The sequence below is a fragment of the Gibbsiella greigii genome, assembly GCF_039540155.1.
Classification (GTDB): domain Bacteria; phylum Pseudomonadota; class Gammaproteobacteria; order Enterobacterales; family Enterobacteriaceae; genus Gibbsiella; species Gibbsiella quercinecans.
This window is the reverse complement of record NZ_BAABEM010000006.1, coordinates 471299-497234: the sequence shown is the minus strand read 5'-3', so window position 1 is coordinate 497234 and position 25936 is coordinate 471299. Positions and strand designations below refer to the sequence as shown.

The following is a 25936-nucleotide window of genomic DNA, read 5'->3' as shown; positions in this document are numbered from 1 at the left end:
TGCCGTTCTCCTGTCTTCAGGGCATCACATCGCCCGAGTTTGGCCCCAACGTCTGGCCGACAAACAGATTGCCGCCGGGATCGCTGGCCAACAGCAGCGCCGCCGGGGCGACTTCTTCGGCACGGCCAAACCGCCCGAGCGGCAGCTCGCGGGCTTTGGCGCTTTTCCAGGCGCTGCTGATGCCGGCGACCAGCGGGGTTTCTATCGGGCCGGGAGCGATGGCGTTCACCAGCACGTTTTGCCCGGCGGTTTCCAGCGCCAGCGATTTGGTAAAGCCGATCACCCCCGCCTTGGCGGCGGCGTAATGGCACAGTTCAGCGCCGCCCTTGATGCCCAATTGCGAAGCGATATTGATGATGCGCCCCCAGCGCTGTTGCAGCATATGCGGCAGCGCGCGCTGCGAGGCCAAAAATACGCTGCGCAGATCGACGGCCATCATCTCGTCCCACATGGCCAGCGTCAGTTCCGTGCAGGGCGCCTGCGTCAGCATACCGGCGTTATTGACCAGAATGTCGATGCCGCCGAGCTGGCGCACGCATTCATCAACGCCCCTTTGCGCGCCCGCCGGTTCGGCGACGTCGGCGATCACGCCGTGGCAGGTGGCGCCCAGCGCACGGCAATGCTCAACCGTTGCCGCAAGTCCGGCAGGGTTACGATCGCTGAGCACCAGCGCGGCGCCTTCAGCGGCGAAGGCACTGGCGATGGCGGCGCCGATGCCGCTGGCCGCGCCGGTAACCAGCGCGCGGCGGTGTTGCAATAACATAGCGTAGCTCCTCGATGGCGGTTAATCAGGCCAGCGGACCGTCAGCCCGCCGTCAATGATGATGCTTTGCCCGGTGATGTAGGCCGCGTCATCGCTGGTGAGGAACCGAATCAGGCCGGCGACGTCTTGCGGCTGGCCCACGCGCCCCAACGGGATAGCGCGCGCCGCCTTCGCCAGCCCTTCCGGCCCCAGCGAATTGACCTTATCCAGCGACTGCGGGGTTTCGATAAGCCCAGGGATCACCGCGTTGCAGCGAATCCCCCGCGGCGCCAGCTCTACCGCCATTGAACGGCAGATGCCGGGTACCCCGGCCTTGGCCGCCGCATAATGCGCGTGATCCTGCCAGCCGTAGAACGCGCCGGCGATCGACGAAATCGCCACCATACTGCCGGGGCCTATCATACGATTGGCCGCCGCGCGAAACAGGCGCATCACCCCGCTAAGATCGACATCCAGCATTTTGTGCCACTCGGCATCGCTCATTTCGCCGATCGGCGAGCGGTACAGCAGGCCGGCGTTGGCGACGACGTAATCAACCCGGCCGAAATGTTCCAGCGCCTGCTGGGCGAAGGCGTCTACCGACGCCGTTGAGGTGACGTCAAGTTCCAACCACAGCGCGCCGCCGCCGGCGGCATCAACCAACGCGGCCGCCTGGCGCGGATCGTGCGGATCGGCCGGATAATAGCCGCCGGCGACGCGTACGCCGTTGCGGGCATAGGCCTGCGCCAGCGCCAGCCCGATGCCGCTGGCCGCGCCGCTGATCAGCGCGACCGGTGAACCATTGAGTTCAGTCATAAGTTTGATTCTCCTGGCGCCGGGGTTGCCCCGGCGCGGTTTATTTCACGCTGTGCGGAGCCACGTGGCGGGCGAACAGCATAATGATGCCGGAGATAAAACAGGGTATTGCGCCAAACAGTAGCGCCGCCGTTTGCCAGTGGCCGCCGTCGCCAAGTACGGTGGTGGCGCCAATGCCGGCAATGATCGCCCCGACCGGCCCCATCGCGGCGATCAATGCACCGGCGGTGGCGCGAATGGCGGTGGGGAAGCTTTCGCTGATGAAAAACAGCGCGGCGGCATAAGGGCCGATCAGGAAGAACAGGCCGACGCTGTACAGCGCAACGATGATGGTGAAATCGCTTGGGCAATAGAGCATGGCGGTAAACGCCAGCCCGCCGAGCATCCAGCCGACGGCGATGGTGTTGCGGCGCCCGAAGCGATCGCCCAGCCAGCCGTGTGTCAGGTAGCCGCAATAGCCCACCAGATTGGAGAGCACTAAAATCAGCAGCGAGTTGGCGAACGAGACGTTGTGCACCTTAGTAATCACCGTGGTGCCCAGCACGCTGAAGATCTGAATGGCAAACCAGTTGAGTAGAAATGCGCCGCCCAGCACCAGTGTAGCGCGCAGTGATGCCCCGCGGAACGCGGCGGCCAGGCCGGCGTTCTGATGGGTGTCGTAGTCCACCTGGTAATCGTCGGCGACCTGCCGGGCCTGTTGCGCCTCGCCGGCCTTGTGCAACTGGTGGATATGGCGGTGGATCTGGAACTGCGGGGTTTCTTTCAGCTTCAGCGCCAGTAATGCGATGACAAACGACGGCAGGGCGGCGAAGATAAAGCTGCCCTGCCAGCCAATGAGCGGCATCAACAGCGCCGTCAACGCCGAAGCGACCAACGCGCCAATGGGCCAGCCACCCTGCACCAGGCTGTAGATAAAGCCCTTGCGGCGGTTCAGTTTTGGATCGTTGATGGCAGCATACATTTCGGTCAGGTAGGTGGCATTTACCGTTTGTTCGGCATAGCCCAGCCCGGCGACCGAGCGGATGCCGATCAGCGCGCCTTTGCTCCAGCCGCCGCCGAAGGCGGTCAGCAACGAACACACGGCGGCGCCGCCGACGGTGAAGACAATGCCCAGCCGCCGCCCAAGCCTGTCGACCAACGGGCCGATAGCCAGCGCGACCACCGCGCCGCCCACCGCGACCCAGGTGGCCAGCTCAGCCTGTTCCACTTCGCTCCAGCCGAAATGGGCGCCGATTTCCGGCAGCAGGGTGCCGAACAGAATGAAATCATAGACGGCGAATACCCAGGCAAAGAACGCAATCCAGGTGGCGAATTTGACATCCCTGATGGTGAGTTGCTGGGGTTGCCAGCCGTTGACCGTGGTTTTTGTGTAGATGTTCATGTTTGCTGTCACTCATTCAATAGGGTGAATCAGGCTCAGACTGTGCGCGGTTTGCGGCGCAGGAAGTCATCGGCAATTTCATCGAAGGTCACGAAGCGCACGCCTTCATGGCTCTGGATGTGCTTGATCAGCCGTTCCAGCATCAGCAGCACCTGCGGACGGCCGGAAACGTCGGGGTGGATCGTCATGGTGAACACCGCGTAGTCGTTCTCGCGGTACACCCAGTCGAACTGATCGCGCCACATTTCTTCCAGGTGGCGTGGGTTGACGAAGCCGTGGCTGTTGGGGGATTTCTTGATGAACATCATCGGCGGCAGATCGTCCAGGTACCAATTGGCGGGGATCTCGATCAGATCGGTTTCCTCGCCGCGCTGCAGCGGTTTCATCCAACTGTCGGGCTGTTGGCTATAGTCGATGCGAGTCCAATTGTCGCCCACCCGCACATAATAGGGGTGGAAATCGTTGTGCATCAGGCTGTGATCGTACTTGATGCCCTTTTTGAGCAGCAGTTCGTTGGTGACGTTGCTAAATTCCCACCACGGGGCGACGTAGCCGGTCGGGCGTTTGCCGGCCAACTGTGTCACCAAATCAATACAGCGATCCAACACGGCTTCTTCTTGCACTGGCGTCATGGCGATCGGGTTTTCATGGCTGTAGCCATGCACGCCGATTTCGTGCCCGGCCTCCGCCACCGCTTTCATCTGTTGCGGGAAGGTTTCGATGGAATGCCCTGGGATAAACCAGGTGGTGCGCAGATTGTGATCGGCAAACAGCTTCAGCAGGCGCGGGGCGCCCACTTCCCCGGCAAACAGGCCGCGTGAGATATCATCCGGGGAGTCTTCCCCGCCGTAAGAGCCTAGCCAGCCGGCAACGGCATCCACATCAACGCCAAATGCACACAGTATGTCTTTAGCCATGGTGTTTTCTCCTGGTTTGCGAGTTATCGCGGGTATCGGCAGCCGGGGCCGCCGGTTGAAAATCGTTACTCACGCCGCCTGCGGCAGAAAGTTGTTCATTTAATGATCTTTAAAATGTATCTTTTATATAAATGTACATTTTATGTAAGCAAGCAAAATGCCAAGTCGGCGGAATAAAGGGCTAAAAATGGCGCATGGCGGCGGGAGAGTGGCTAACTTGATGTTATTTATGACGTTAAAATTCGACGATTTGTCTGTTTCCGGCGCGCACCGGTGCCGGGCCGCCCGTGACGATAAAATGAATGTTTGCATTAACGATCCATTATTGTGCGCAGCGTGAGAGCGTTGTGCGATCCGGGGGCATGGTATCGGGCGCGCCAACAGGCGGCAGGAGTGTGCCATAATGCCCGTTATTCACCTGAGGACGGTTGCTGGGTTACAAACGGATGGAAAAAGCCATAGCGGAAAAAAACGGCGGGGAAACGCGTGCGGCGGCACGTTATGAGACGATCCGTCAGGTGCTGGATGATGCAATCCGCAGTGGTGCGGTGCCGGCCGGCCTGGTGCTGCTGGAAGGGCCGCTGGCAGAGGTGTTCGGCACCAGCCGGGTGCCGGTGCGCCGTGCGCTGGGGCTGCTGCATGAAGAAGGGCTGATAACCCGGTTTGAAGGGCGTGGCTTTATGGTCGCCGGCGCTGGGCAAACTGTGGAGCCGCAGCGCTTGCCGCTTAACCGCGCCGTGCTTGGGCTGGATCAACAGGAAGCCCTGGTGGATACGCGTAGCACCGGTGAAAAGGTGTTCAGCGATCTGCAGGAGGCGCTCTCTACCTGCATGGTGTTTGGCCATTATCAGGTGAATGAAGGGCATGCCGCGGCGTTTTACAACGTCAGCCGCAGCATTATCCGTGAAGCGCTGATGCGGCTGCGCGATCGCGGCCTGGTGGAAAAGGAACCCTACTCGCAGTGGCTGGCCGGCCCGCTGACGGCGCGCCAGATCGCCGATCACTATGAAATTCGCGCCAGCCTGGAGCCGATCGCGCTGCGCAAAGCCGCGCCGGGCGTGGCGCGCGAGCAACTGCTGGCGGCCCTGGCGCGCCTGGAACTACTGGAGCAGGGTCGTTTTAGCCTGGCGCTGCTGGAACAGGTAGAAGAGGATCTGCATATTCTTTGCCTGGCGCCGGCCGGCAACAAAACCCTACTGGCGATGTTGCGCCAAAGCCAATCGCCGTTGATCGTCACGCGTATTTTCTATGACACGCTCGGGGTTAACGTGGAGGCGGCGATGCTCAATGAGCACCGGCTGGTGCTGCAACTGTTGCTGCAGGGGGCGTATGACTCCGCCGCGCTCGGCCTGCAGGAACACCTCAACCGGGCCCAGACGCGAACCTTGCAGCGCCTGAAGGTGCTTTCCGTTCTGCCCGAGCCGGATTTGCCGCCTTACCTGCTGCGCCTGAGCTAGACAATGTTGAGCGTTAGGGCTTGTCAACCCCGTTCGGCTCGCGCCATGATGTCTGCCCAATCGTTTGCCGCCAGAGCACCACATTCATGCCGATAGAACCGTTGCCGCCGTTGAACACCCTGATTGCATTTGAAAGTGTCGCTCGTTATTGCAGTTTCTCGCAGGCTGCCGACGAGCTTAGCCTGACCCAAAGCGCTGTCAGCCGCCAGATCATTCAGCTAGAGGCGATGTTGGGTTGCAAACTGTTCTTGCGGGAACAGCGCCGGGTGATACTGACGCCACGCGGGGAAATTTACGCCGAACAGATCCGCAAACAGCTGGCGGAGATGTCGCAGGCTACTGCCGAGGTGATGGGGTGGAACGGTCTGCCGCAGGTGACCCTGGCCTGCACCAGCGCTATGGGATCGTTGTGGTTGTCCCGGCGTTTATCCGCTTTGCGCCAGCAAATGCCCGGTTTGCAAATCAGGATGAAGATTTCCGACGGTTTTGCGCACCTGAAGCCTTCCGAGTTTGATTTGGCCATCTACTACCTGCGGGAAACGCCGCCGGATTATCAGGCGATCCCGCTTTTCGATGAAATCTGTTACCCGATGTGCTCGCCGGACTACCTTGCCCGCATGGGGGCGTGCCAGACGGCGGAGCAGTTGTTGGCGCATACGTTGCTGATTCAGGACGATCCGCAACGCGAGTGGACCGGCTGGCGCGACTGGTTTGCCGCGCAGGGCGTCGCCGGTTTTTCCCCACAGGCCACATGGCGAGCGAATAATTACCCATTTTTAGTGCAGGCGGCGCTACAGGGCGATGGCATTTTACTCGGTTGGGAAGGGCTGGTGCAGGATCATCTTAACCGAGGGGAACTGGTGCCTGCGCATGTGGGCAAACTGTCGGTTGCGGGGAAATGTTATTTACTCATTCCACAGGATCGCTTTATCCGCCCAGTGATTCGCCGCGTGATCCAATGGCTGCAATTATCTGTCACTGAATGAGTTTTTATGGTTTATTATGCTGGGAAAACCTTTTATTGCCGATTGTCAATGCGGCGTGATCCTAGATTCCTATAATAATATAAAGATATTCTTATTTGCTGAGTAATAAGAATATCGTATTTCTTTCCATGGCGATCCGCTTATTCATGCAACCTTTATCCATTTAAAGATAGGGGGTGTTTTTCTCAGAATAACGGCGTTTTCTGGAGCTATGCATCCCCAACAGGGTGAAAAGCAACCACATCGTTTGTGAAACAAAAGCGGCCAGGTTGAAATCGTGGCTGAGAGAATATAGGCTACATGCCCCCCCAATAATATTAAGGATGGCATAAGTGTTTGAGCTTATTAATAGTTTTCTAACCTGTACCAGAGCATAGGCCAACAGGTAGCAGAACACGCCAATTAAGCCCACAAAAGTGTGCAATTCCACGCGTTATTTCCTTGCTGAAAGTTGATATAGGGGAAAATATTGCTTTCAGGGCTGTTTTACCCACGCTTTTTTTGCATACTAGCATGCTAAATATTCATACAAACACAACAAATTGTTTTGATATAAATCAGGTTCATCGTGCTGCGGTATGCCTGTGAATTACCTGCCAAAAGCAGGTCTGACACTATGGAGAAATATATGAAAAATGATAAAGCACCAGATAGAGTATTATTCCAGGGGGCGCAACTGAGTCGGCGTGGTTTTATCAGTTCTGCGGCGTTATTAGGTATTTCCTCTGCCGTATCATTATCACCATTTTCTGCCCTGGCGGCGCCGGCCCCAGCCCCGAAAAAAGGGGGGACGCTGCGCCTTGGCATGTCCGGCGGCAACACCAGCGACACGTTGGATCCCACCTTGTACAGCGATTGGGTATCGCTTAATCAGGCCTATATGCTGATGAACGGCCTGGTGGAGATCGATGAACACAACAAGGCGGTGCCTGAACTGCTGGAAAGCTGGGAAGCACAGCCGGGCGCGAAAGAGTGGGTGTTGAAAGTTCGCCAGGGCGTGACCTTCCATAACGGCAAAACGTTGGATGCCGACGATATTATCTACTCCATTAATCTGCACCGCGGCGATCAATCCCGCAGTGCGATAAAAACCCAACTAGCCAGCATCACGGCGTTGGAAAAAACCGGTGCAGACCAGATCACGCTGACCCTCGACAGCGGCAATGCGGATTTGCCTTATCTGCTGGCGGATTATCACCTGGTGGTGGTGCCGAACGGCTTTACCGATTGGGCGCATCCGATCGGCACCGGCGGTTTTGTGTTCGAACGCTATGAACCCGGCGTGCGCTCGTTGTTTAAACGCAACCCCCATTATTGGAAGCCGGATAGTGCCTGGGTTGATGCGGTGGAAGTCCTGGTCATCAACGATCCGACCGCCCGCACGAATGCATTGATATCCGGCCAGGTACACGCCATCAACCGGGTGGATTTCAAAACCGTCGATTTCCTGAAACGCAGCCCGATGCTGCAGATTATCCGCGCTTCGGGCGGCCAGCACTTTACCTTCCTGATGGACTGCCGCGTTGCTCCGTTCAACAACAACGATGTTCGGATGGCGATCAAACATGGCATCGATCGCGAGAAAATCCTGAACACGGTGCTGCGCGGCTACGGCTCCCTGGGCAACGATCATCCGATCCCGAAAACCGACCGGTTCTTCAATCATGATCTGCCGCAGCGTATGTATGATCCCGATAAGGCCCGATTCTATCTGAAGAAAGCCGGCCTGGAAAAACTGTCGCTGGAGCTGGCTTCTTCCGATGCGGCGTTCACCGGCGCGCTGGACGCGGCCGCGCTGTATCAGGGCCAGGCCGGCAATGCGGGGATGCAGATCAATATCAAGCGCCAGCCGGCGGACAGCTACTGGGAAGACGTGTGGATGAAAGCCCCGTTCTGTATGGGCTACTGGGGCGGCCGGCCGACGGTGGACCAGATGTTCTCAACCACTTATATGTCCAGCGCCAAATGGAACGACACCCATTGGAAAAACGACAAATTCGATGCGTTGCTGCTGCAGGCCCGCTCGTTGTTGGATGAAAACCAACGCGCGCAGCTCTACGGCGAAATGCAGAGCATCGTCCGCGACGATGGCGGCGCCATGATCCCACTGTTTGGCGATTATCTGGATGCCGCCAGCAACAAGGTCGGCGGTATCAAACCCCATCCGCTGTTCAACTTCATGGGGGGGCGCCTGGCTGAGCGTGTCTGGTTGACGTCATGATGAGAAAACATATCCTGCACCGCCTGTTGTTGGGGCTGCTGACGTTATTCCTGGTGTCGCTGCTGATTTTTGCCGGGACAGAAATGCTGCCTGGCGATGTCGCCAGCGCGATCCTTGGGCAAAACGGCACGCCGGAAACCATCGCCGCATTGCGGCACCAGTTAGGGCTGGATCAGCCGGCGCTACAGCGTTATTTACACTGGCTGTTTGGCGTATTGCACGGCGATCTGGGGCATTCGCTCACCAATGGCCGGCCGATTAGCGAAGAGTTGCTGCCGCGCCTGGGCAATACCCTGTTCCTGGCGGCGTATGCGGCGCTGATCGCCATCCCGCTGGCGGTGATGCTGGGCATTGCCTCCGCCATTTGGCGCGGTTCCTGGTTCGATCGGCTGGCCAACACGTTGACGCTGCTCAGCATTTCGGTGCCAGAGTTTTTCGTCGGTTACCTGTTGGTGATTTTTTTCGCTATTCGGCTGGCCTGGTTCCCCAGCCTGGCGATGGTGGATCCGGACGCCACCTTGTGGGAGCGGCTGTATACCTGCACGTTGCCGATGTTGACGCTGGTGCTGGTGGTGTTGGCCCATATGCTGCGCATGACGCGCGCGTCGGTGGGGGCGGTGATGTCCAGCAGCTATATCGAAACGGCGGTGCTGAAAGGCATTCCGCGCTGGCGCATCGTGCTGGGCCACGCGTTGCCGAATGCGTTGGCGCCGATCATCAACGTTATCGCCTTTAACCTGGCCTACCTGATCGTCGGGGTGATATTGGTCGAGGTGGTGTTCGTCTATCCGGGGATTGGGCAACTGATGGTCGATGCCGTGACCAAACGGGATTTGCCGGTAGTGCAGGCCTGCGGCCTGTTGTTTGGCGGCACTTATATCCTGTTGAATACCGCCGCCGATCTGTTGGCGATCTGGTGTAATCCGCGGTTACGGTATGCGAGGTAAATCATGAAACGAATCAAAGGAATATCGCTGCCGCTCTCGGCTATGATCGGCCTGTTTATCATTGGGGTTAATCTCTTCGGCGCGTTGTTTGCGCCCTGGATTGCGCCGCATACGGAAACCGATTCGATCGGGGATATTTGGATGCTGCCTTCGCTGCAGATGCCGCTGGGCACCGATAACCTGGGGCGTGACATGCTGTCGCGTATTCTGTTCGGCGCCCGAACCACCATCGCCATTGCGCTGGTGATTACCTTCAGCTCATTTGTGATCGGTATCATTACCGGCTTTATGGCGGCGATTTGCGGGAAATGGGTGGATATGGTGCTGACGCGCGTTGTGGATACCCTGATGTCGATCCCGGTGCTGATTTTGGCGCTGATCGTGCTTTCGGTGATGGGGACGTCAATTCCGGTGCTGGTGGCGACCATAGCTTTATTGGACGCCACGCGGGTGTTCCGTCTGGCCCGGCTGGTGGCGCAGGGGATTGTTTGCCAGGAGTACGTCGAGGTGGCGCGCCTGCGCGGCGAAGGGCTGTTTTGGGTGCTGCGCAAAGAGATCCTGCCCAATGCCATTCCCCCGCTGTTGGCGGAGTTTGGCATGCGCTTCTGCTTTACCTTCCTGTTTATTGCCGGCCTGAGTTTCCTTGGCCTGGGTATCCAACCGCCTTATGCCGACTGGGGCAGTATGGTGCGCGACAACGCGCAGGCGATTAATTTTGGCCAACTGGCGCCGTTGTACCCGGCGGCGGCCATCGCCCTGCTGACCATTGGCGTGAACCTGGTGGTGGATTGGCTATTAGCGCGCAATAACGTGTCATTGGGGGACGGAGCATGAGCGACAACATTCTTGAAATGCGCCATCTGGGCATTGAAACCCTCGACGGTATGCCCCTGGTGCAAGACATTTCCTTGACGCTGCGGCGGGGAGAAGTGCTGGGGCTGATCGGCGAATCCGGCGCCGGCAAATCGACCATCGGCCTGGCGGCGCTCGGCTATGCGCGCCAGGGCTGTCGTTTCAGCGCCGGCGAAGTGCTGCTGGCGGGCGAAGATATTCTGCGGTTGCCGGCGGCGCAGCGGCGTGATTTACGCGGCAAACGGGTCGCTTACGTGGCGCAAAGCGCCGCAGCGGCCTTCAACCCCGCGTTGACCATCGGCAAACAGGTTTGTGAAGGGCCGTTGCGCCATCGCTTGATGAACAAGGCGCAGGCCCATTCCTGGGCGGTGACGCTGTTTAAAGCGCTGGATCTGCCGGATCCGGAAAATATCGGTAAGCGCTATCCGCATCAGCTCTCCGGCGGCCAGTTGCAGCGCGCGATGGCGGCGATGGCGATGTCTTGCCGGCCGGATTTGCTGGTGATGGATGAGCCGACCACCGCGCTTGATGTGACGACCCAGATCGAAGTGCTGGTGATGCTGCGCAATCTGGTGCGTGAATTCAATACCGCCGCGCTGTATATCACCCACGATCTGGCCGTGGTCGCGCAGATTGCCGATCGGATCATGGTATTGCGCCAGGGGCGGGAGGTGGAAACCGGCACCACGCAGGCCATTTTGCAGAACCCCCAGCAAGATTACACCTGCCGCCTGGTTGCCGAGCGTTCTCATCTCTTCGCGCGGGATGAGGAGAACGCAGGGGATGGCGAAGCGCTGCTGACGGTGAGAAATCTCTCGACCGGTTATAACGGCCAGCGCGTGGTGCATGGCGTGAGCCTGGCGCTGCGCCGCGGCCAAACGCTGGCGGTGATCGGCGAATCCGGCAGTGGGAAAAGCACGTTGGCCAGGGCGCTGACCGGCCTGTTGCCCGATACCGAGGGTGACGTTGTGTTTGATGGGCAACCGTTGGACAACCGCTATCAACGGCGCGGCAAGGAAACGCTGCGCCGTATGCAGATGATATATCAGTTGCCGGATGTGGCCCTCAATCCGCGCCAAACGCTGTTGGAGCTGATTGGCCGCCCGGTGGCGTTTTACTTCGGCCTTGGGCGGCAACAGGTGCGGCAGCGGGTGGAGGAACTGCTGCAGTTAACCGAATTGCCGCTTAGCCTGATGGACCGTTATCCCGGCGAATTGTCCGGTGGCCAAAAACAGCGTGTTTGCATCGCCCGTGCGCTGGCCGCCAACCCGGATCTGATCATCTGCGACGAGGCGACGTCGGCGCTTGATCCACTGGTGGCGGAAGGGGTGTTGAACCTGTTGCGCCGCTTGCAGCGGCAACTGGGGCTTTCCTACCTGTTCATCACCCACGATCTTGGCACCGTGCGGCGCATCGCACACGATGTGGCGGTGATGTACCGCGGCGATATCGTCGCGCAGGGGGCGACCGAACAGGTCTTTAGCCCGCCCATGCACAGCTATACCGAGGCGCTGCTCAATTCCGTGCCGGAAATGCGCACATCCTGGCTGGATGAAGTGCTTGGCAAACGGGAACAAACCTTATCAACAGGAGCTATATGAAACAGATCGTCTGTGATTTTCCCCATGCGGTGACCGTAACCGAACACCTGTGGATCCCACTTCGCGACGGCACCCGCCTTGCCGCGCGCATGTGGCTGCCGGATTCGGCGGCGCAAGCGCCGGTGCCGGCGATCCTGGAATACATTCCCTACCGCAAACGTGATGGAACCCGAATCCGTGATGAACCGATGCACGGCTATTTTTCCGGCCACGGATATGCCGTTTTACGGGTGGATATGCGCGGTAGCGGCGATTCCGACGGCCATCTGGCGGATGAATATCTGTTGCAGGAACAGGAAGATGCGCTCGAGGTGATCGATTGGATTAGCCGCCAACCCTGGTGCAGCGGTGCGGTAGGCATGATGGGCAAATCCTGGGGGGGCTTCAACTGTCTGCAGTTGGCCGCTCGTCGGCCGCCGGCGCTGAAAGCGATCATTACCGTGTGTTCAACCGACGATCGCTACAATGACGATATCCACTATAAGGGCGGCTGCCTACTCAACGACAACCTGTGGTGGGGCGGCATCATGATGGCCTACCAGAGCCGGCCGTTGGATCCCGAATTAGTGGGGGAAGAGGGCCACCAGGCGTGGCTGGCGCGGTTGGAAAATATGCCGCTGTTCCCCGCGCTCTGGATGGAGCACCCCCTGCGGGACGATTACTGGCGGCATGGTTCTGTGTGTGAGGACTGGGCGGCGATCCAGTGCCCGGTGATGGCAGTGGGCGGCTGGGCCGACTCCTACAGTAACGCTGTTTTCCGCCTGATGGATAACCTGCAGGTGCCAAGCCGTGCCATTCTCGGCCCGTGGGCGCATGTCTACCCACAGGACGGTACGCCGGCGCCGGCCATCGGCTTTTTGCAAGAGGGCGTGCGCTGGTGGGATCGCTGGTTGAAAGGTGAAGACAATGATGTAATGGCCGGGCCTCGCGTGCAGGCCTGGCTCTGCGACAGCCAGCCGCCATCATCACAACGCCCGGCGGCCAAAGGTGAGTGGGTCGGCTTCAACAGTGGTACGGCGGATAACGTGACCGCATGCACGTGGTATCTGGCACACGGCCAGTTGAATACGCAACCGAAAGGCTCCGCCGGCTGGATCAATGTCTGTTCGCCGCAAACCCATGGCCTGATGGGCGGCGAATGGATGGGCGCCGGGGTGCTGGGGGAAAGCCCGGCGGATCAGCGGATTGACGATGGCCAAGCGGTGGTTTTTGACGGCGAACCTTTGGCGGAGCCGCTGGCCCTGTTTGGCTTCCCGGTGTTTTCCGTGGTGCTCAAAAGTGATAAACCGGCGGCGATGTTGTATGTGCGCCTTTCGGACGTGGCGCCCGATGGGGCCGTGAATCGGGTTACGCACGGCTGGGTAAACCTGGCTCACTTGCAGGGCCAGGATCGGCACGTGCCGTTGACGCCGGGGGAACCGGTGACGGTAGATGTGCAGCTTGACGCCATCGCCTGGCGGTTTGCCGCCGGGCACCGGATCCGCGTTTCACTGGCCACCACCTTCTGGCCGATGATCTGGCCGATGGCGGAAGAGGCGACGCTCTCGCTGGATCTGGCCAGCGCACGCCTGGCTCTGCCGATTTGCGACAAGCCGCTGCCGATCGCTGGCCCAGCGCCACAGCCGATGACGGCTGCCGACACTCCGTTGACCGTACTTTCGCCTGGGCGTGTGGAGCGGCATCTGCATTACGATGTTCTGACGGATACCTGGACCAGCGTAACCGAAGGCATCGGCGGGGTATTCGGTGAAGGCGTGTACCGCTTTGACGATATCGGCACCGTGGTCGATCATAGCCTGCGGCGCCAACTGACGATCCGCAGCCGCGATCCGCTTTCCGCGCATTACCTGCTGACGCAAACGATGAAAATCGGCCGCGAGGGGTGGTGGACTGAGGCGGACGTGGTGCTGGAGTTGCGCAGCGATCTGACGCATTTCATCCTGGACGCCAGGATGGCGGTGACGTTTAACGGCCAGCCTGTGGCCGACAAAAATTGGCAGCGGCGCATCCCACGCTGATCCGTTGCCGGTGTGCCATCCTGTTTTGTGCAGGATGGCACAAAATCGAAATTTTTTTCACCTGACATATGGGAATATCAAGCGGTTTACCTTCTGTTTACATCATGAGAGATGCTTATGAGCCAGCCAAGAGTCCCGGATTACCCGATAGATGCACAGTTTGTTGAACGTTGGTCGCCGCGCGCGTTGAAGAATGATGCGATCGATGATGAAACCCTGCTGAGCCTGTTTGAAGCCGCGCGCTGGGCGCCTTCCGCCTACAATCTGCAGCCGTGGCGCTTTAGCTATAGCAAAAACGGCTCCGCCAGTTGGGGTGATTACCTGGATTTTCTGATTGATTTCAACCGTGGCTGGGCACAGCACGCCTCGGCGTTGGTGGTGGTGGTGTCGAAGACCACCAGCCAAAATGGTGAGCGCGAAGTCAGCAACCCGAGCCATGCGTTTGATACCGGCGCCGCCTGGGCCAACCTGGCGCTGCAGGCGCATCTCAAAGGCTGGCAGACCCACTGCATGGGCGGCGTGCACCATGACAAGATCAAAGCGGCGTTGAAGCTGCCGGACAACTATGCGGTGCACGGCATGATCGCCATCGGCAAGCCCGGCGATAAGGGGCTGCTGCCGGACTTCCTACAGCAGAAGGAAGCCCAAAGCGGCCGCCTGGCGGTGGCGGATACGGTCGCCGAAGGGTTGAACGTTAAGCTGTAAGCCATGCCGCGTTTGCGCGGCTCAATGGTGTTAACGACCAGCAGGCCGGGCAGGGGATGATGCCCGGCCTGCTGCTATCCGGCACCTTCAGCGTTGCGGTTGTCACCTGTGACACCTGTAGCATCCTCCCTCGTATTTTTTCCTCAATGGCATCCTTCGCTTTTTATCACCTTGATTTAACAACCATTAATTATTTTCTGTTGTTGGCACGGCTTTCGCTTATCTGCTGGCGTGCCCGGTTCGGCAGGCGCGTGGTATTTCAGCTACCGGCGATCGGCCACAGGCTGAGATTTTGCACGGTATAAACCGGTGAACTGGGATTTATTCTTCCGACTCTCGACTGGAGGTATTTGTGAAAGCAGCGCGTTGGTACAAGGCCCGCGATATCCGGGTTGAAGACATTGCAGAACCTACCGCCTCTGCCGGGCAGGTGAAGATCAAAGTAGCGTGGACGGGCATTTGCGGTAGCGATCTGCACGAATACATCGCCGGGCCGATTTTTATTCCGGTTAATGCGCCACACCCGCTTAGCCACGATCGCGCGCCGATTGTGCTTGGCCATGAGTTTTCCGGTGAGGTGGTGGCCGTGGGCAGCGGCGTGACGCATTGCCAACCGGGCGATCGGGTGGTGGTGGAGCCGATTCTGGCCTGCGGCCACTGCGCCGCCTGCAAGCAAGATAAATACAATCTGTGCAGCCAGCTTGGCTTCCACGGTCTTTCGGGCGGTGGCGGCGGCTTTGCCAGCTATACCGTGGTGCAGGCGCAGCGGGTGCACAAGATGCCGGATGCGCTGTCCTTTGAACAAGGGGCGCTGGTGGAGCCGGCGGCGGTGGCGCTGCATGCGGTGCGCATGAGCCGGTTGAAGGCCGGCGACAAGGCGGCGGTGTTTGGCGCCGGGCCAATAGGCCTGCTGATTATTGAGGCGCTGCGTGCGGCGGGCGCCAGTGAGATTTACGCCGTTGAGCTTTCACCGCAGCGAGCGGCCAAGGCGACGGAATTGGGCGCCAGGGTAGTGATCGACCCCGGCAAAGAAGATGCGGTTGCCCGCTTACAGGCGCTGAGCGGCGGTGGGGTGGATGTGGCGTTTGAAGTTACGGGCGTGCCGGCGGTGCTGGCGCAGTGCATCAACAGCACCCATTACGAAGGGGAAACCGTCGTGGTTTCCATCTGGGAAAAGGAAGCCGCGTTTCAGCCCAATACGCTGGTGCTGCATGAGCGCTCGGTGAAAGGCATCATCGCCTATCGGCATATATTCCCGGCGGTAATGGAACTGATGACCCGCGGCTATTTTCAGGCCGATAAGCTGGTGAGCAAGAAGATCCTGTTAGACGACATTGTCGAACAGGGGTTTGAAACCCTGGTGCGTGAAAAGCAACAGGTCAAAATTCTGGTGCAGCCGCCGGCATAGCGCACGTTTTATCCCTCGCGGTGGGCAGCATTACCTATGCTTAATCATAAGCGTTATTGATGTGCGCACCGTCGCCGGCGGGTCGCTGGCGACGGTGCCTGATGTGCTGTTGGATGTCGAAACTTAAATCAGGAGGTTGTTCAAGTGAAATTACAACAGAAAGTGGCTTTGGTTACGGGTGGAGCGCAAGGGATTGGCCGGGCCATCGCCCTGCGGTTGGCGACTGACGGCGCCAATATTGCCCTGGTTGACCTTAATAAAGACAAATTAGCGCAGGTCGCCGCTGAGATCCGGGCTTTAGGGCGTGAGGCCACAACCTTTGTTGCCGATATCAGCCGCCGTGACGAGGTGTATGCCGCCGTTGAACATGCCGCGGGCGAACTGGGTGGGTTTGATATCATGGTGAACAATGCCGGCATTGCACAGGTTAACCCGCTGGCCGACGTCAGCGAAGCCGAAGTGGCGCGCATTTTCAGTATTAACGTTAACGGCGTGCTGTGGGGCATCCAGGCCGCGGCGGCCAAATTCAAGGCGCTGGGGCATAAGGGCAAAATCATCAGCGCCTCTTCCATCGCTGGGCATGAAGGCTTCGCTATGCTCGGGGTGTATTCCGCCACCAAATTTGCCGTGCGCGCACTCACGCAGGCAGCGGCCAAGGAATACGCCAGCGCGGGCATTACGGTGAATGCCTATTGCCCTGGGGTGGTCGGCACCGATATGTGGGTTGAGATCGACCAGCGCTTTGCCGATGTGACCGGCACGCCGGTGGGCGAAACCTATAAGAAATTCGTCGACGGCATTGCGCTCGGCCGCGCGCAAACGCCAGAGGACGTGGCCGCACTGGTGACGTTCCTCGCCAGTGCGGATTCGGATTACATCACCGGCCAGTCGATCCTGACCGACGGCGGCCTGGTTTACCGTTAAAACAAGGCGCTAGCGGGCGGCAAACGGTGCTGCCCGCTGGCGCACCTGTTCCCCCAGCACCGTGCTCACCTGCTGGCATAATGCCTGCTGCCGTTCGGGGCCGGCATTCAGCAACGCCGCCATATCCACGGTTTTCGCCGCATCGTAATGGCGGCCGCTGCCAATCTGTTGTTCAAACGTATTCGCCCACTGATGCACGCGCGGCAAATCCACCGCGACCAGCAGCACCGCGTGCGCCAGCACGATGTGGCGCCGGGCTTGCCCGTCCGCCTGGCCGGGCAACGGCTGCCAGTATTGCGCCGTGCCGGCGATCTTGCGCGCATCGTCAGGGTTGCCGCAGGCCAGGTTAAAGCGGCCATCGCAAAAGGAGCCGCTCACCGCCTGAAAGCGGCTGGCAATGCCGAATGTTTGCAGCGTGTCGCGCAGTATTTCGCACAGATGCAGGTAAACCGGCGTTGCCGCTTCCCCCAGGCTGTGTTGCAGCGGATAGGCCAGGCTGAGATTGATGATGCCCGGCCCCTGCGGCACCAGGCCGCCGCCGGATTTGCGCAGGAACACCGGGCAACCCTGAGCGCTAAAGCGTTGGCGCACCTGTTCCAGGGGGGCATGGCGCGTGTAAGTTCGCGGGGCGACCAGCGCTTGCGGCGCCTGCCAGATTTTCGCCACCGCCGTGCCCGCCGCGGCATAGCCAAACAGTTCATCCTCGGCGGTTGTCGGATCGTCGCAGTGCTGCAATTGGTTGTGTAACCAGTGAAACAGGCCGCAACGCGCGGTTGCGGCCGATGTGTGCGGCATGTGTTCACCATTCAGCGGTTAAACGGCGCCCAGATGCTGCTGCAGTAGCGAGTTAACTTCCGCGGCCTTTTCCATCTGCGGCATATGGCCGGCAGCGCTGAGGATTTCCACCTGGGCATGCGCCGGCGCCTGTTGTGCGTGTTGAACTGGGATAATCTGATCTTCCGCGCCCCAAATCAACAGCAGCGGTATGCCGGCATCTTGCAACTGCAGGCCCGGCAGCGTGCTTTGCTCGCCCCCGGCAAACAGGCTATTTTGCAGGGCCGTGAGTGCATCGTCCACGCCATCCAGCCGTTTGTACCTGAGCAGATCGTCGAGCATTTGCCGGCTGACCAGGGCGGGATCGGCAAACAGCAACTCAACCACCGGTTTCAACTCTCTGCGCGCCTGGGCGTTGATAAAGCCCTCGATATAACGCTGATTGATCTCCTGGCCGAAGCCGGCGCTGCCGATCAGCGCCAGCGAGCGCACGCGCCCGGGTTGGCGCAGCGCCAGTTCGGCGGCGACGGCGCCGCCCAGCGAGTGGCCGATTAGGTGGGCGGCAGGCAGCGATAGCGCATCCATAAAGGTGGCGATGAAATCCGCCAGATCGCTCAACCGGGCGCCCGGCAACGGGGTGGCGGATTGCCCGTGGCCGGGCAGATCGAGCGCCACCACCCGGTAACGTTCGGCCAGCGCGTCCAGATTGAACAGCCAGTTGTCCAGATCGCCACCGAAGCCGTGGATAAACAACACGGTTTCTTCGCCGGCGCCGCGGCTGGTGTAGCGAATTTGCAGGCCGTCCACCGTCAGCCAGGCGGTGCTTGCTTGCTCGTCTTCACTCTCTTTGTCACTGTCGGCCGGGGTTTCCCAGGCGCTGATAAAGGCATCTATCTCCGCTTCGCTAACCGCGGGCGGCGCCAGCACGCCCAGCAGAGCTTTTACCGGCAGAATATCGCCCGCTTGTGCGACCTTGCGCCGCAGGATACCGGCATCGGTGGCTTCAACCGCGTTGGCGATTTTATCGGTTTCCACATTCAGAATCGCCATGCCCGGCGCGATCTCGCTGCCTTCCTCAACCAGCCACTCATTGACCGTGCCTTCACGCATCGACAGCCCCCACTTGGGCATAACAACGGGAATAATGGTGTTATTGCTCATCAGTGTGCCCCCTTATGGCCGAGCGTGCGCTGTACGGCGCTGATAATGCTGTCTACGCTTGGCAGATACCGGTCTTCCAGCGCGGGCGAGAAGGGGACGGGGGTGTGGGGCGCGCTGATCATCTGCGGCGGCGCTTTCAGCGCGCCGAACGCATGCTGCACCACCTGGGCGATAATATCGGTGGCAATGTTGCAGCGGGGGTGCGCTTCATCCACCACGACCAGGCGGCCGGTGTTTTCCACCGTTTCGATAACGGTGTCGAGATCCAGCGGTGACAGCGAGCGCAAATCAACCACCTCCACGCTGATGCCCTGTTTCGCCAACTGCGCCGCGGCGTCGAGCGCGCGGTGCACCATCAGCCCATAGCTGATGATGGAGACATCGCTGCCGTCACGCACGATGCTGGCTTCGCCAAACGGGATGGCATACGGCTTTTCGGGCACATCGCCTTCGATGCCGTACAGGTTTTTGTGCTCGCAGAAGATCACCGGATCGTTATCACGGATGGCCTGGATCAGCAGCCCCTTGGTATCGTACGGGGTGCTGGGACAGACGACCTTCAACCCGGGAATATGGGTAAACAGCGGCGTCAACATTTGGGAATGCTGTGCGGCGGCGCGGAAACCGGCGCCAACCATCGCGCGGATCACCACCGGCGTTTGCGCTTTGCCGCCGAACATATAGCGGAATTTGGCGGCCTGGTTGAAGATTTGATCGAAACAAACGCCCATGAAATCGATAAACATCAGTTCAGCGATCGGGCGCATACCGCAGGCCGCGGCGCCGATGGCTGCGCCGACGTAGGCCGATTCAGACAGCGGAGTGTCCAGCAGGCGATCGCCATGTTTGGCGTATAGCCCTTTAGTGACGCCAAGCACGCCGCCCCAGGCGTCTTTTTCGCCGTCGGCGCCCATTCCGCCGACGATATCCTCACCGAGCATAATCACACTGGGATCGCGTGCCATTTCCTGGTCTATCGCTTCATTGATAGCGAGCTTCATACTAAGTTTACGAGCCATGTCCATTCTCCTCTCGGGTGAAGTTGTCGCTAGTAGCTGACATAAACGTCGGTTAACAAATCATCGGCGCTGGGCTCGGGCGCGGCTTTGGCTTCTTGTACCGCCTGTTCGATCAGCGCGGCCACTTCGCGGTCGATGGCCTGGAACTCGTCAAGACGAATGGCGCCGCTTTGCTGCACGTGGTTGATAAAGTGCTTCAGGCAGTCTTGGTGTTCGCGGATCGATTCCAGTTCGTCCGGGGCGCGGTAGGTTTGTGCATCCCCTTCAAAATGCCCGTAGAAGCGCACCATTTTGCATTCGAGCAGCGCGGGGCCGCCGCCGGCGCGGGCATGGCGGATCAGTTCGCCGGCGGTTTCATAGACGGCGAAAAAGTCGGTGCCATCGACGGTCACGCCGGGGATGCCAAAGCCGGCGGCGCGATCGACATAGCTGTCTACCGCGGTGGCATATTGGCGCGAGGTGGCTTCGGCGTAACCGTTGTTTTCAATCACGAACAGAACCGGCAGGTTCCAGACCGCGGCCAGGTTCAGGCTTTCGAGAAACGTGCCCTGGTTGGCGGCGCCGTCGCCGGCGAAGGTAATGCCGATTTCACCTTTGCCGCGGAATTTGGCCGCCAGCGCTGCACCGCACACCAGCGGCGCGCCCGCCCCCAAAATGCCATTGGCGCCCATCATGCCTTTGCTCAGATCGGCGATGTGCATTGAGCCGCCCTTGCCGTTACACGCACCGCCGGTTTTACCGTAGATTTCTTTCATCATGGCGATAACGTCGACGCCTTTGGCAATGCAGTGCCCATGCCCGCGGTGGGTGCTGGCGATGCGATCGCCGTCGGTGAGGTGGGACAAAATGCCGACAGCCGTCGCCTCCTCGCCGGCGTATAGATGGACAAAGCCGGGAATATCGCCGCGTGAAAAATCGACGTGTAGCCGTTCTTCAAAATCACGGATGGTGCGCATACTGCGATAGGCGCTCAGCAAAGCTTCGCGGGTGAGCGGCAGGGAAGCAGAGTGTGGATTGTTATCGGTATTGTTCATAGCCATCTCCAGACAGTGAGTGGTGATTAAAGTAGGCCGCCGCTACCGCTGGTGGCGGCCCGCAATAATTGGTTTTCCGCGGCGCAATGCAGGCAGGCGTTGATATTGAGTGAGCGAAAAGCGCGTTCATGCAGCGTGATCTGCACACTGTCCTGCGGGCCGAACGTGATTTCGCGTTCGCCATCCAGGGCGATGACGCCTTGGCGCAGGAGTGGGGTGCTGGCGGCGCCGTGTTCGATGCGTTGCCAACGAGCGATAGGGATGCGCTGTATCAGACCTGGCGCCAGCGGTGCCAGCAGCGTGCCGCCGCCGCTGCCGAAAGTAACCTCCAGCCCGCCGGGCGCATGGCGGCCGATCGGCATCAATAAGCCGCCGATAGAAGACAGGCCCACAGTATGGGGTTCGGCAAAGCACAGGTAGAGTTGTGACAACTGTTCGGGGCGCCACACCGAGCGGGCGCCGACAAACCGCTCGGCCAGGATGGCGGCGTCGACAATCGCAATATCCTGGCGAGCATTTGGGCGGCCGGCATTGATGGCGATATCCAGCCGTTTGTTCCACTGCAGCGCCTGCGCGCCGGGGACTTTACCGTTGGCATACAGCCCCACCGCCAGCCCGACGATGGTGGGTTCGCGCAGTTCCGGCCAGGCGTTATTGGTGCCGGTGGAGATACCGACGATCGGCACTGCGCCGCACGCTTTTGCTACCGCACGATGGGTGCCGTCACCGCCAAGCACCACGATGGCACTGGCATCGTCGGCCCGCATCATGCGTGCCGCCTGCACGCTATCGTTAACCGTGGCGCTGACGCTAAGCGGCAGCCAGCTTAACCGTGGAAGGGGAATAGTGTGACGCTGTGCCAGCATGCGGGTCAGGATCGCCTGTAGCCCTTCACGATCCGGCATCATGCGCACATCGGCGATGCTCGCGGCGCCCAGCGCCGCCAGCAGCCGAAAAATCAGGTTGGCGCGTTCGGCCAGCGTCAGGCTGCCGGCATGGCCCACCACACGGCGGATATCACGGGCCGAAACCGGATTGGCGATAATGCCAACCCAGGAGGCGGGTACGGCACGGCGGCGAATGGAGCTATTTGCAGGATCAGACATGGGAGAGCCTCTTGTCATCAACTGAAATCGCTATCGCAAATTCCGGGCCAGGTTTTATTGTGCTTTAAAATCAGTGCATTATTGGATTTATTCGGCGATTGCCGGCGGGAATGATACAGGTGTCACCGGCCAATTGAGACAGGTTAGCAGCGGGTATCGGTTTGGTTTGGCGAGCGGATACCCAAGCGCTGCATGCGGCGGTAAAGCGTCATGCGGCTGATCCCCAACTGGCGGGCGACCGCGCTATGGTTCCACTGTGCCGCTCGCAGGTGCTGTATCAGGGCTTGGCCTTCGGGGCAGGTGGCGGAAGCAGTGGTGTTTGGGCGGGCCGGCGTAGCCGTTTCGGCAGGCAGCGCTGCGGCGGGCCGTTGCAGTTCTTCGGGCAGATCATCGGGGTGAATACAGGCGTTTTCGCAGATGGCGCAGGCGTACTCTAGCGCATTGCGCAGTTCGCGCAGGTTGCCCGGCCAGCGGTGGCGGTGCAGGCGCGCCCTGGCTTTGGCGGTGAGCGTGCAACGCTTGCCCGCCAGCATGTTGTCAATCAGCCAGTCCAGATCGCTGCGCTCACGTAACGGCGGCAGGCTGATACGGGCGCCAAGCAGGCGGTAGTAGAGATCCTCACGGAATGCGCCTGCGGCGATCAGCCGTTCCAGCGCCCGGTGCGAAGCAGAGATGATCCGGATATCAACCGGTATCGGGCGGGTGGCGCCCACCGGCAACACTTCGCGCTCCGCCAGCACGCGCAGCAGGCGCGTCTGCATTTCCAGCGGCATATCGCCAATTTCATCCAGGAACAGGCTGCCGCCATCGGCTTCCTGAATGAGCCCGCGGCGTGGTTTATTACCGGCGCCGGAAAAGCTGCCCGGCATGGCGCCAAACAGTTCGCTTTCAATCAACGAAGGCGGGATCGCCGCGCAGTTAACGGCGATAAACGGCCGTTGGCAGCGGTTGCTCGCCTGGTGTAACGCCCGGGCAAAGAACTCCTTGCCGCAGCCGGTTTCACCGTGGATAAACAGGTTCACCGGGGTATTCACCAGCTTCATTGCGCGCTGTAACTGCACCTGTAACGCCGGATCGCCGCCGCTGATGGCTTGTAACGGGGCGGGCAAGACGGCTGATGCGCCTGCCATACGCCGGCCACGGCGGTTGATCGGCTGTTGGGCGGTAACGAATAGCGTGTTATCGCTGTTCGCCAGATTAATGGTGCATGGCCGCAGGCCCTCGGTATGCAGGTAGTTCGGCAGTTTATCGAAGCTGGCGTTAAAAACCTGCTCAAAGCGCAGCCCCAGCAGCGGGCTGTCCGCGTGCTGCGCCGGCGCCGGCAGGCCAAGTTCATTTTGCAACAGGCGCAAGGCTGGGTGGTTATGCCCCACGATTTTACCGCCGGCATCGAAGGCCAGCAGATAGTCCGGGTTGACGTTAACCAACGGATAGGACGCGCTTAGTTTAAGCATCCAGTCACCGCGGTGCAGGTGTTCAAAATAGGCGTTTTCAATCTGGCTGGCATAAATGCGGGCGATTTGCAGCGCCAACTGCTGGCTGGATTTGGGCTGTGGCGAGTTAAGTGCGGAGATATCCAATACCGCGTGCAGTTGCCCTTGCGGATCGAACAGCGGGACGGCAGTACAGGTCAGCGGGATGTGGGTGGCGTCGAAGTGATCGCCCTGGTGCACCGTGAGCGCTTCACCGGTCGCCAGGGCGGTGCCCACCGCGCACGTGCCGGCACAGGCCTCTGACCATTCGGCGCCCAGGAATAGCCCGGCGCGCCGCAGGCTGATTTCAGCATTGGCATCGCCCAGATAATCAACGGTGATGCCTTTGGCGTTATTCAGCAGCACCACATAGCCCGCCGGTGCAATGTGGTGAAACAGGCGCTCCATGCCCTGATGGGCGATCCGCCTGAACTCTTCCAGGTTTTCCTGGTGGGCGCGCAGTTCGTGCCAGGTGAGGATGCGTGCATCTTGCATGCGGCTGGGATCAAGCCCGTGATCGTTAACGCAGCGCTGCCAGGAATCGCGGATAAGCCGATCGTAGCTCTGCAGTGTGGCTGAGGCGGGGGTCCCGTTAATGGTTTCGACTACCGTGTCAATGTGGTCGCGCTGGTGTTGATTCACAGTCGTGTACTCCTGAATTGACGTTTTGCCCAAAGCCCAGAAACGGTTATCAAGATGAGCAGTCCTTAGTGGCTGCTCTTTATCTATTTTTATTAACAATAAATTAACATTGCGAGTATTGCAGATGGCCGCCGTTTTTTCTGTGATCGAATGCAAAAGGCGGTTATTGAACTGGGGGGCAGGGCGTTACGCCGGGCTTTCCGCCTGACGCAATAAGGTAAGCGGATGCTACGATTAACCGCGTGCGCGGGGCTGGTGAAGCACTCCGTGCAGGCTGTGTGGGGCGTTTCGACCGGTAAATCGCAGTTTGACGCCAAAACCAGCACAATACTAAAGCAATAGGTTAGTAGCAGGGTGGGAAAGCATAGTTTTTTTGGCGGCTTTTCAAGCGCTAAGTGAATGTTGTATGATAAAAATTGTGCGTTAAGTTCAATTGTTCAACGGATTTTAACGCCTTTGAGGCAATTGTAACCAGTTGAGCCAGGAAGGGGCAGAAAGGGCTTGCCATGCACCACGAACCGGTACATAATAGCGACCATTCCTGAAACGGAACGGACAAAAAATCATTTAAATCAAATGGTTAGGCGTTAAAGTTCTTAGCCGAATGTCCTAAGAGAATCACATTAAAGCGGGTTGTACCGGCTTTAAGCCGAAAGGCAAACAGAATTACGGCGCGTTAACAAAGCGGTTATGTAGCGGATTGCAAATCCGTCTAGTCCGGTTCGACTCCGGAACGCGCCTCCAATTTTCCCGAGCCCGGGTGGTGGAATCGGTAGACACAAGGGATTTAAAATCCCTCGGCTTATGGCTGTGCGGGTTCAAGTCCCGCTCCGGGTACCAGGGAATAAAAGCTTATTAAAATCATAACGATGTAAGCAATGTTTGAACCGCCGCAAGGCGGTTTTTTTATGCCTGCAATTTGGCGCGCTGGCCCTGTTGACGGCGTTCAGTTAACGGCTTTCTTCAATGCAGATAGCAGGGCCGGTTCTCGGCCCTGGCTGGCAGCCGCCGTGCTCTATCACCATTATGTGTTACTGCCCACTAATTTCCCTTGTCGTTAATGAAGTAGCTGACATCATAGCGTTCCTTTTCTTTTATCCCTTTGGTAACAAGGCCATACTCTGTGGCTTTCACAACGTCAGGCATCAGCCTGTTGTTTTCGGCCGACAGGATGTTTTTTATCTGGGGGGCAGGGAGCCGGGTGCAACTGCGATAGATATCGAAAAATAACTGGTTATAAATATCGTTCTCTTCAGCCATTAATCTTGCTTCGTCTGGTTTGACGAAGTCTTTACCAATGTTTGATGTGGCTGACGGGTGCAGAAGAAAATGAGAGAGCGGGGTTGCATAGCGCGCATCAGTTGCGCAGTAGATCAGGGTGGCGGCAGAACCCGTCATGGCGACATTAACGGTTTCAAGCTTGACCGGTGAATGTTTGAGCGCGGTGTAAATCGCATAGCCGGCATCCATGTCGCCGCCACTGCTATTAATGTAGAGCACCACTTTCTCTGTGTGTGGGTAGGTGTCGGCGATCTCGGTTACCGCTGCGATAATGTTGATCTCACTCTCATTGTTGACCTCCCCTGAAAAATAAATGCTGGCGGTTTTTACCTCGGTGTTTTTGATTTGGTCTTTTTTCGTAACCAGCGTTCCGGCGGTTGCCAAATGAGCAACCAGTAAAGCCCCGGCGATCATTATTCTAATCACAATAATTTCCTGTTGGTTAAAATTAACTTAACTTTCATATAGATAG

At 59.2% G+C, this 25936-nt stretch carries 22 protein-coding genes and 2 tRNA genes; 12 read left to right on the top strand and 12 right to left on the bottom strand.

Annotated features, from left to right (window positions below; translation table 11 throughout):
- Positions 1–16 precede the first annotated feature (16 nt).
- The 4 genes from AC559G_RS05555 to AC559G_RS05540 are packed head-to-tail and all read right to left on the bottom strand — an operon-like array spanning position 17 to position 3856.
- Entirely contained in the window at positions 17–763 is a 747-nt protein-coding gene (locus AC559G_RS05555) for an SDR family NAD(P)-dependent oxidoreductase (RefSeq protein ID WP_498911798.1), read from the bottom strand.
- A 21-nt stretch (positions 764–784) separates the two neighbouring features.
- Positions 785–1558 carry an SDR family NAD(P)-dependent oxidoreductase gene (locus AC559G_RS05550; RefSeq protein ID WP_498911797.1) on the bottom strand — a complete coding sequence of 258 codons (774 nt, stop codon included), beginning with the start codon at positions 1556–1558 and terminating at the stop codon, positions 785–787.
- A gap of 40 nt (positions 1559–1598) precedes the next feature.
- Positions 1599–2939: an MFS transporter gene (locus AC559G_RS05545; RefSeq protein WP_462615957.1), complete on the bottom strand. Its 1341-nt coding sequence runs from the start codon at positions 2937–2939 to the stop codon at positions 1599–1601.
- A 35-nt stretch (positions 2940–2974) separates the two neighbouring features.
- A complete protein-coding gene (locus AC559G_RS05540) occupies positions 2975–3856 on the bottom strand; it encodes a polysaccharide deacetylase family protein (protein WP_498911796.1) in 882 nt (293 codons plus the stop codon).
- A 446-nt stretch (positions 3857–4302) separates the two neighbouring features.
- Here AC559G_RS05540 and AC559G_RS05535 point away from each other — a divergent pair, with 446 nt between their 5' ends.
- Complete coding sequence (locus AC559G_RS05535) at positions 4303–5313, top strand: GntR family transcriptional regulator (protein ID WP_498911795.1); 1011 nt, start codon at positions 4303–4305, stop codon at positions 5311–5313.
- An 86-nt stretch (positions 5314–5399) separates the two neighbouring features.
- Positions 5400–6299: a LysR substrate-binding domain-containing protein gene (locus AC559G_RS05530; RefSeq protein WP_438599593.1), complete on the top strand. Its 900-nt coding sequence runs from the start codon at positions 5400–5402 to the stop codon at positions 6297–6299.
- A gap of 163 nt (positions 6300–6462) precedes the next feature.
- Here AC559G_RS05530 and AC559G_RS05525 read toward each other — a convergent pair whose 3' ends face one another.
- The gene (locus AC559G_RS05525; RefSeq protein WP_121554393.1) at positions 6463–6729 is read right to left on the bottom strand and encodes a CBU_0592 family membrane protein; all 267 of its coding nucleotides are present in this window, start codon (positions 6727–6729) and stop codon (positions 6463–6465) included.
- 198 nt (positions 6730–6927) lie between these two features.
- On the opposite strand from AC559G_RS05525, the gene AC559G_RS05520 reads away from it, so the two are divergent.
- The 8 genes from AC559G_RS05520 (at position 6928) to AC559G_RS05485 (ending at position 16975) form a co-directional block, all read left to right on the top strand.
- Positions 6928–8520: an ABC transporter substrate-binding protein gene (locus tag AC559G_RS05520; RefSeq protein WP_498911794.1), complete on the top strand. Its 1593-nt coding sequence runs from the start codon at positions 6928–6930 to the stop codon at positions 8518–8520.
- Entirely contained in the window at positions 8520–9467 is a 948-nt protein-coding gene (locus AC559G_RS05515; protein WP_498911954.1) for an ABC transporter permease, read from the top strand. Before AC559G_RS05520 ends, AC559G_RS05515 begins: the two co-directional genes overlap by 1 nt.
- 3 nt (positions 9468–9470) lie before the next feature.
- Positions 9471–10301 carry an ABC transporter permease gene (locus tag AC559G_RS05510; RefSeq protein ID WP_498911793.1) on the top strand — a complete coding sequence of 277 codons (831 nt, stop codon included), beginning with the start codon at positions 9471–9473 and terminating at the stop codon, positions 10299–10301.
- Positions 10298–11920, top strand: a complete 1623-nt coding sequence (locus AC559G_RS05505; protein ID WP_498911792.1) for an ABC transporter ATP-binding protein — start codon at positions 10298–10300, stop codon at positions 11918–11920. The genes AC559G_RS05510 and AC559G_RS05505 overlap by 4 nt, the downstream gene beginning before the upstream one ends.
- On the top strand, positions 11917–13938 hold the full coding sequence (locus AC559G_RS05500; RefSeq protein WP_498911791.1) for a CocE/NonD family hydrolase: 2022 nt from the start codon (positions 11917–11919) through the stop codon (positions 13936–13938). The genes AC559G_RS05505 and AC559G_RS05500 overlap by 4 nt, the downstream gene beginning before the upstream one ends.
- Before the next feature lie 117 nt (positions 13939–14055).
- Positions 14056–14643 (top strand): nitroreductase family protein, encoded by a 588-nt coding sequence (locus tag AC559G_RS05495; protein WP_498911790.1) that lies wholly within the window; start codon positions 14056–14058, stop codon positions 14641–14643.
- Positions 14644–14995: 352 nt separating this feature from the next.
- Entirely contained in the window at positions 14996–16051 is a 1056-nt protein-coding gene (locus AC559G_RS05490) for a 2,3-butanediol dehydrogenase (RefSeq protein ID WP_498911789.1), read from the top strand.
- A 144-nt stretch (positions 16052–16195) separates the two neighbouring features.
- Positions 16196–16975, top strand: coding sequence for an acetoin reductase (locus AC559G_RS05485; protein WP_438597203.1), 780 nt, complete (start codon positions 16196–16198; stop codon positions 16973–16975).
- Between the two features lie 9 nt (positions 16976–16984).
- Here AC559G_RS05485 and AC559G_RS05480 read toward each other — a convergent pair whose 3' ends face one another.
- The 6 genes from AC559G_RS05480 to AC559G_RS05455 form a co-directional block, all read right to left on the bottom strand.
- Complete coding sequence (locus AC559G_RS05480; protein ID WP_498911788.1) at positions 16985–17770, bottom strand: lipoate--protein ligase family protein; 786 nt, start codon at positions 17768–17770, stop codon at positions 16985–16987.
- A gap of 18 nt (positions 17771–17788) precedes the next feature.
- Positions 17789–18910 carry an acetoin dehydrogenase dihydrolipoyllysine-residue acetyltransferase subunit gene (locus tag AC559G_RS05475; RefSeq protein WP_498911787.1) on the bottom strand — a complete coding sequence of 374 codons (1122 nt, stop codon included), beginning with the start codon at positions 18908–18910 and terminating at the stop codon, positions 17789–17791.
- Positions 18910–19929 carry an alpha-ketoacid dehydrogenase subunit beta gene (locus AC559G_RS05470; protein ID WP_095844693.1) on the bottom strand — a complete coding sequence of 340 codons (1020 nt, stop codon included), beginning with the start codon at positions 19927–19929 and terminating at the stop codon, positions 18910–18912. The genes AC559G_RS05475 and AC559G_RS05470 overlap by 1 nt, the downstream gene beginning before the upstream one ends.
- 29 nt (positions 19930–19958) lie before the next feature.
- Positions 19959–20963, bottom strand: a complete 1005-nt coding sequence (locus AC559G_RS05465) for a thiamine pyrophosphate-dependent dehydrogenase E1 component subunit alpha (protein ID WP_095844692.1) — start codon at positions 20961–20963, stop codon at positions 19959–19961.
- A 26-nt stretch (positions 20964–20989) separates the two neighbouring features.
- On the bottom strand, positions 20990–22069 hold the full coding sequence (locus tag AC559G_RS05460) for an ATP-NAD kinase family protein (RefSeq protein WP_498911786.1): 1080 nt from the start codon (positions 22067–22069) through the stop codon (positions 20990–20992).
- 143 nt (positions 22070–22212) lie between these two features.
- Positions 22213–24183: a sigma-54-dependent Fis family transcriptional regulator gene (locus AC559G_RS05455; protein ID WP_498911785.1), complete on the bottom strand. Its 1971-nt coding sequence runs from the start codon at positions 24181–24183 to the stop codon at positions 22213–22215.
- A gap of 670 nt (positions 24184–24853) precedes the next feature.
- On the opposite strand from AC559G_RS05455, the gene AC559G_RS05450 reads away from it, so the two are divergent.
- Both AC559G_RS05450 and AC559G_RS05445 read left to right on the top strand, forming a co-directional pair.
- Positions 24854–24927 (top strand) — tRNA-Cys (locus AC559G_RS05450).
- 10 nt (positions 24928–24937) lie between these two features.
- Positions 24938–25023, top strand: a tRNA-Leu gene (locus tag AC559G_RS05445).
- A gap of 201 nt (positions 25024–25224) precedes the next feature.
- Here AC559G_RS05445 and AC559G_RS05440 read toward each other — a convergent pair.
- Positions 25225–25890 (bottom strand): ClpP family protease, encoded by a 666-nt coding sequence (locus tag AC559G_RS05440; protein ID WP_498911784.1) that lies wholly within the window; start codon positions 25888–25890, stop codon positions 25225–25227.
- Positions 25891–25936 lie beyond the last annotated feature (46 nt).

Bases quoted from the DNA above. Each gene is read 5' to 3' on its own strand.
- AC559G_RS05555 (WP_498911798.1), bottom strand. From the start codon at position 763: ATGTTATTGCAACACCGCCGCGCGCTGGTTACCGGCGCGGCCAGCGGC.
- AC559G_RS05550 (WP_498911797.1), bottom strand. From the start codon at position 1,558: ATGACTGAACTCAATGGTTCACCGGTCGCGCTGATCAGCGGCGCGGCC.
- AC559G_RS05545 (WP_462615957.1), bottom strand. From the start codon at position 2,939: ATGAACATCTACACAAAAACCACGGTCAACGGCTGGCAACCCCAGCAA.
- AC559G_RS05540 (WP_498911796.1), bottom strand. From the start codon at position 3,856: ATGGCTAAAGACATACTGTGTGCATTTGGCGTTGATGTGGATGCCGTT.
- AC559G_RS05535 (WP_498911795.1), top strand. From the start codon at position 4,303: ATGGAAAAAGCCATAGCGGAAAAAAACGGCGGGGAAACGCGTGCGGCG.
- AC559G_RS05530 (WP_438599593.1), top strand. From the start codon at position 5,400: ATGCCGATAGAACCGTTGCCGCCGTTGAACACCCTGATTGCATTTGAA.
- AC559G_RS05520 (WP_498911794.1), top strand. From the start codon at position 6,928: ATGAAAAATGATAAAGCACCAGATAGAGTATTATTCCAGGGGGCGCAA.
- AC559G_RS05515 (WP_498911954.1), top strand. From the start codon at position 8,520: ATGAGAAAACATATCCTGCACCGCCTGTTGTTGGGGCTGCTGACGTTA.
- AC559G_RS05510 (WP_498911793.1), top strand. From the start codon at position 9,471: ATGAAACGAATCAAAGGAATATCGCTGCCGCTCTCGGCTATGATCGGC.
- AC559G_RS05505 (WP_498911792.1), top strand. From the start codon at position 10,298: ATGAGCGACAACATTCTTGAAATGCGCCATCTGGGCATTGAAACCCTC.
- AC559G_RS05500 (WP_498911791.1), top strand. From the start codon at position 11,917: ATGAAACAGATCGTCTGTGATTTTCCCCATGCGGTGACCGTAACCGAA.
- AC559G_RS05495 (WP_498911790.1), top strand. From the start codon at position 14,056: ATGAGCCAGCCAAGAGTCCCGGATTACCCGATAGATGCACAGTTTGTT.
- AC559G_RS05480 (WP_498911788.1), bottom strand. From the start codon at position 17,770: ATGCCGCACACATCGGCCGCAACCGCGCGTTGCGGCCTGTTTCACTGG.
- AC559G_RS05475 (WP_498911787.1), bottom strand. From the start codon at position 18,910: ATGAGCAATAACACCATTATTCCCGTTGTTATGCCCAAGTGGGGGCTG.
- AC559G_RS05470 (WP_095844693.1), bottom strand. From the start codon at position 19,929: ATGGCTCGTAAACTTAGTATGAAGCTCGCTATCAATGAAGCGATAGAC.
- AC559G_RS05465 (WP_095844692.1), bottom strand. From the start codon at position 20,963: ATGAACAATACCGATAACAATCCACACTCTGCTTCCCTGCCGCTCACC.
- AC559G_RS05460 (WP_498911786.1), bottom strand. From the start codon at position 22,069: ATGTCTGATCCTGCAAATAGCTCCATTCGCCGCCGTGCCGTACCCGCC.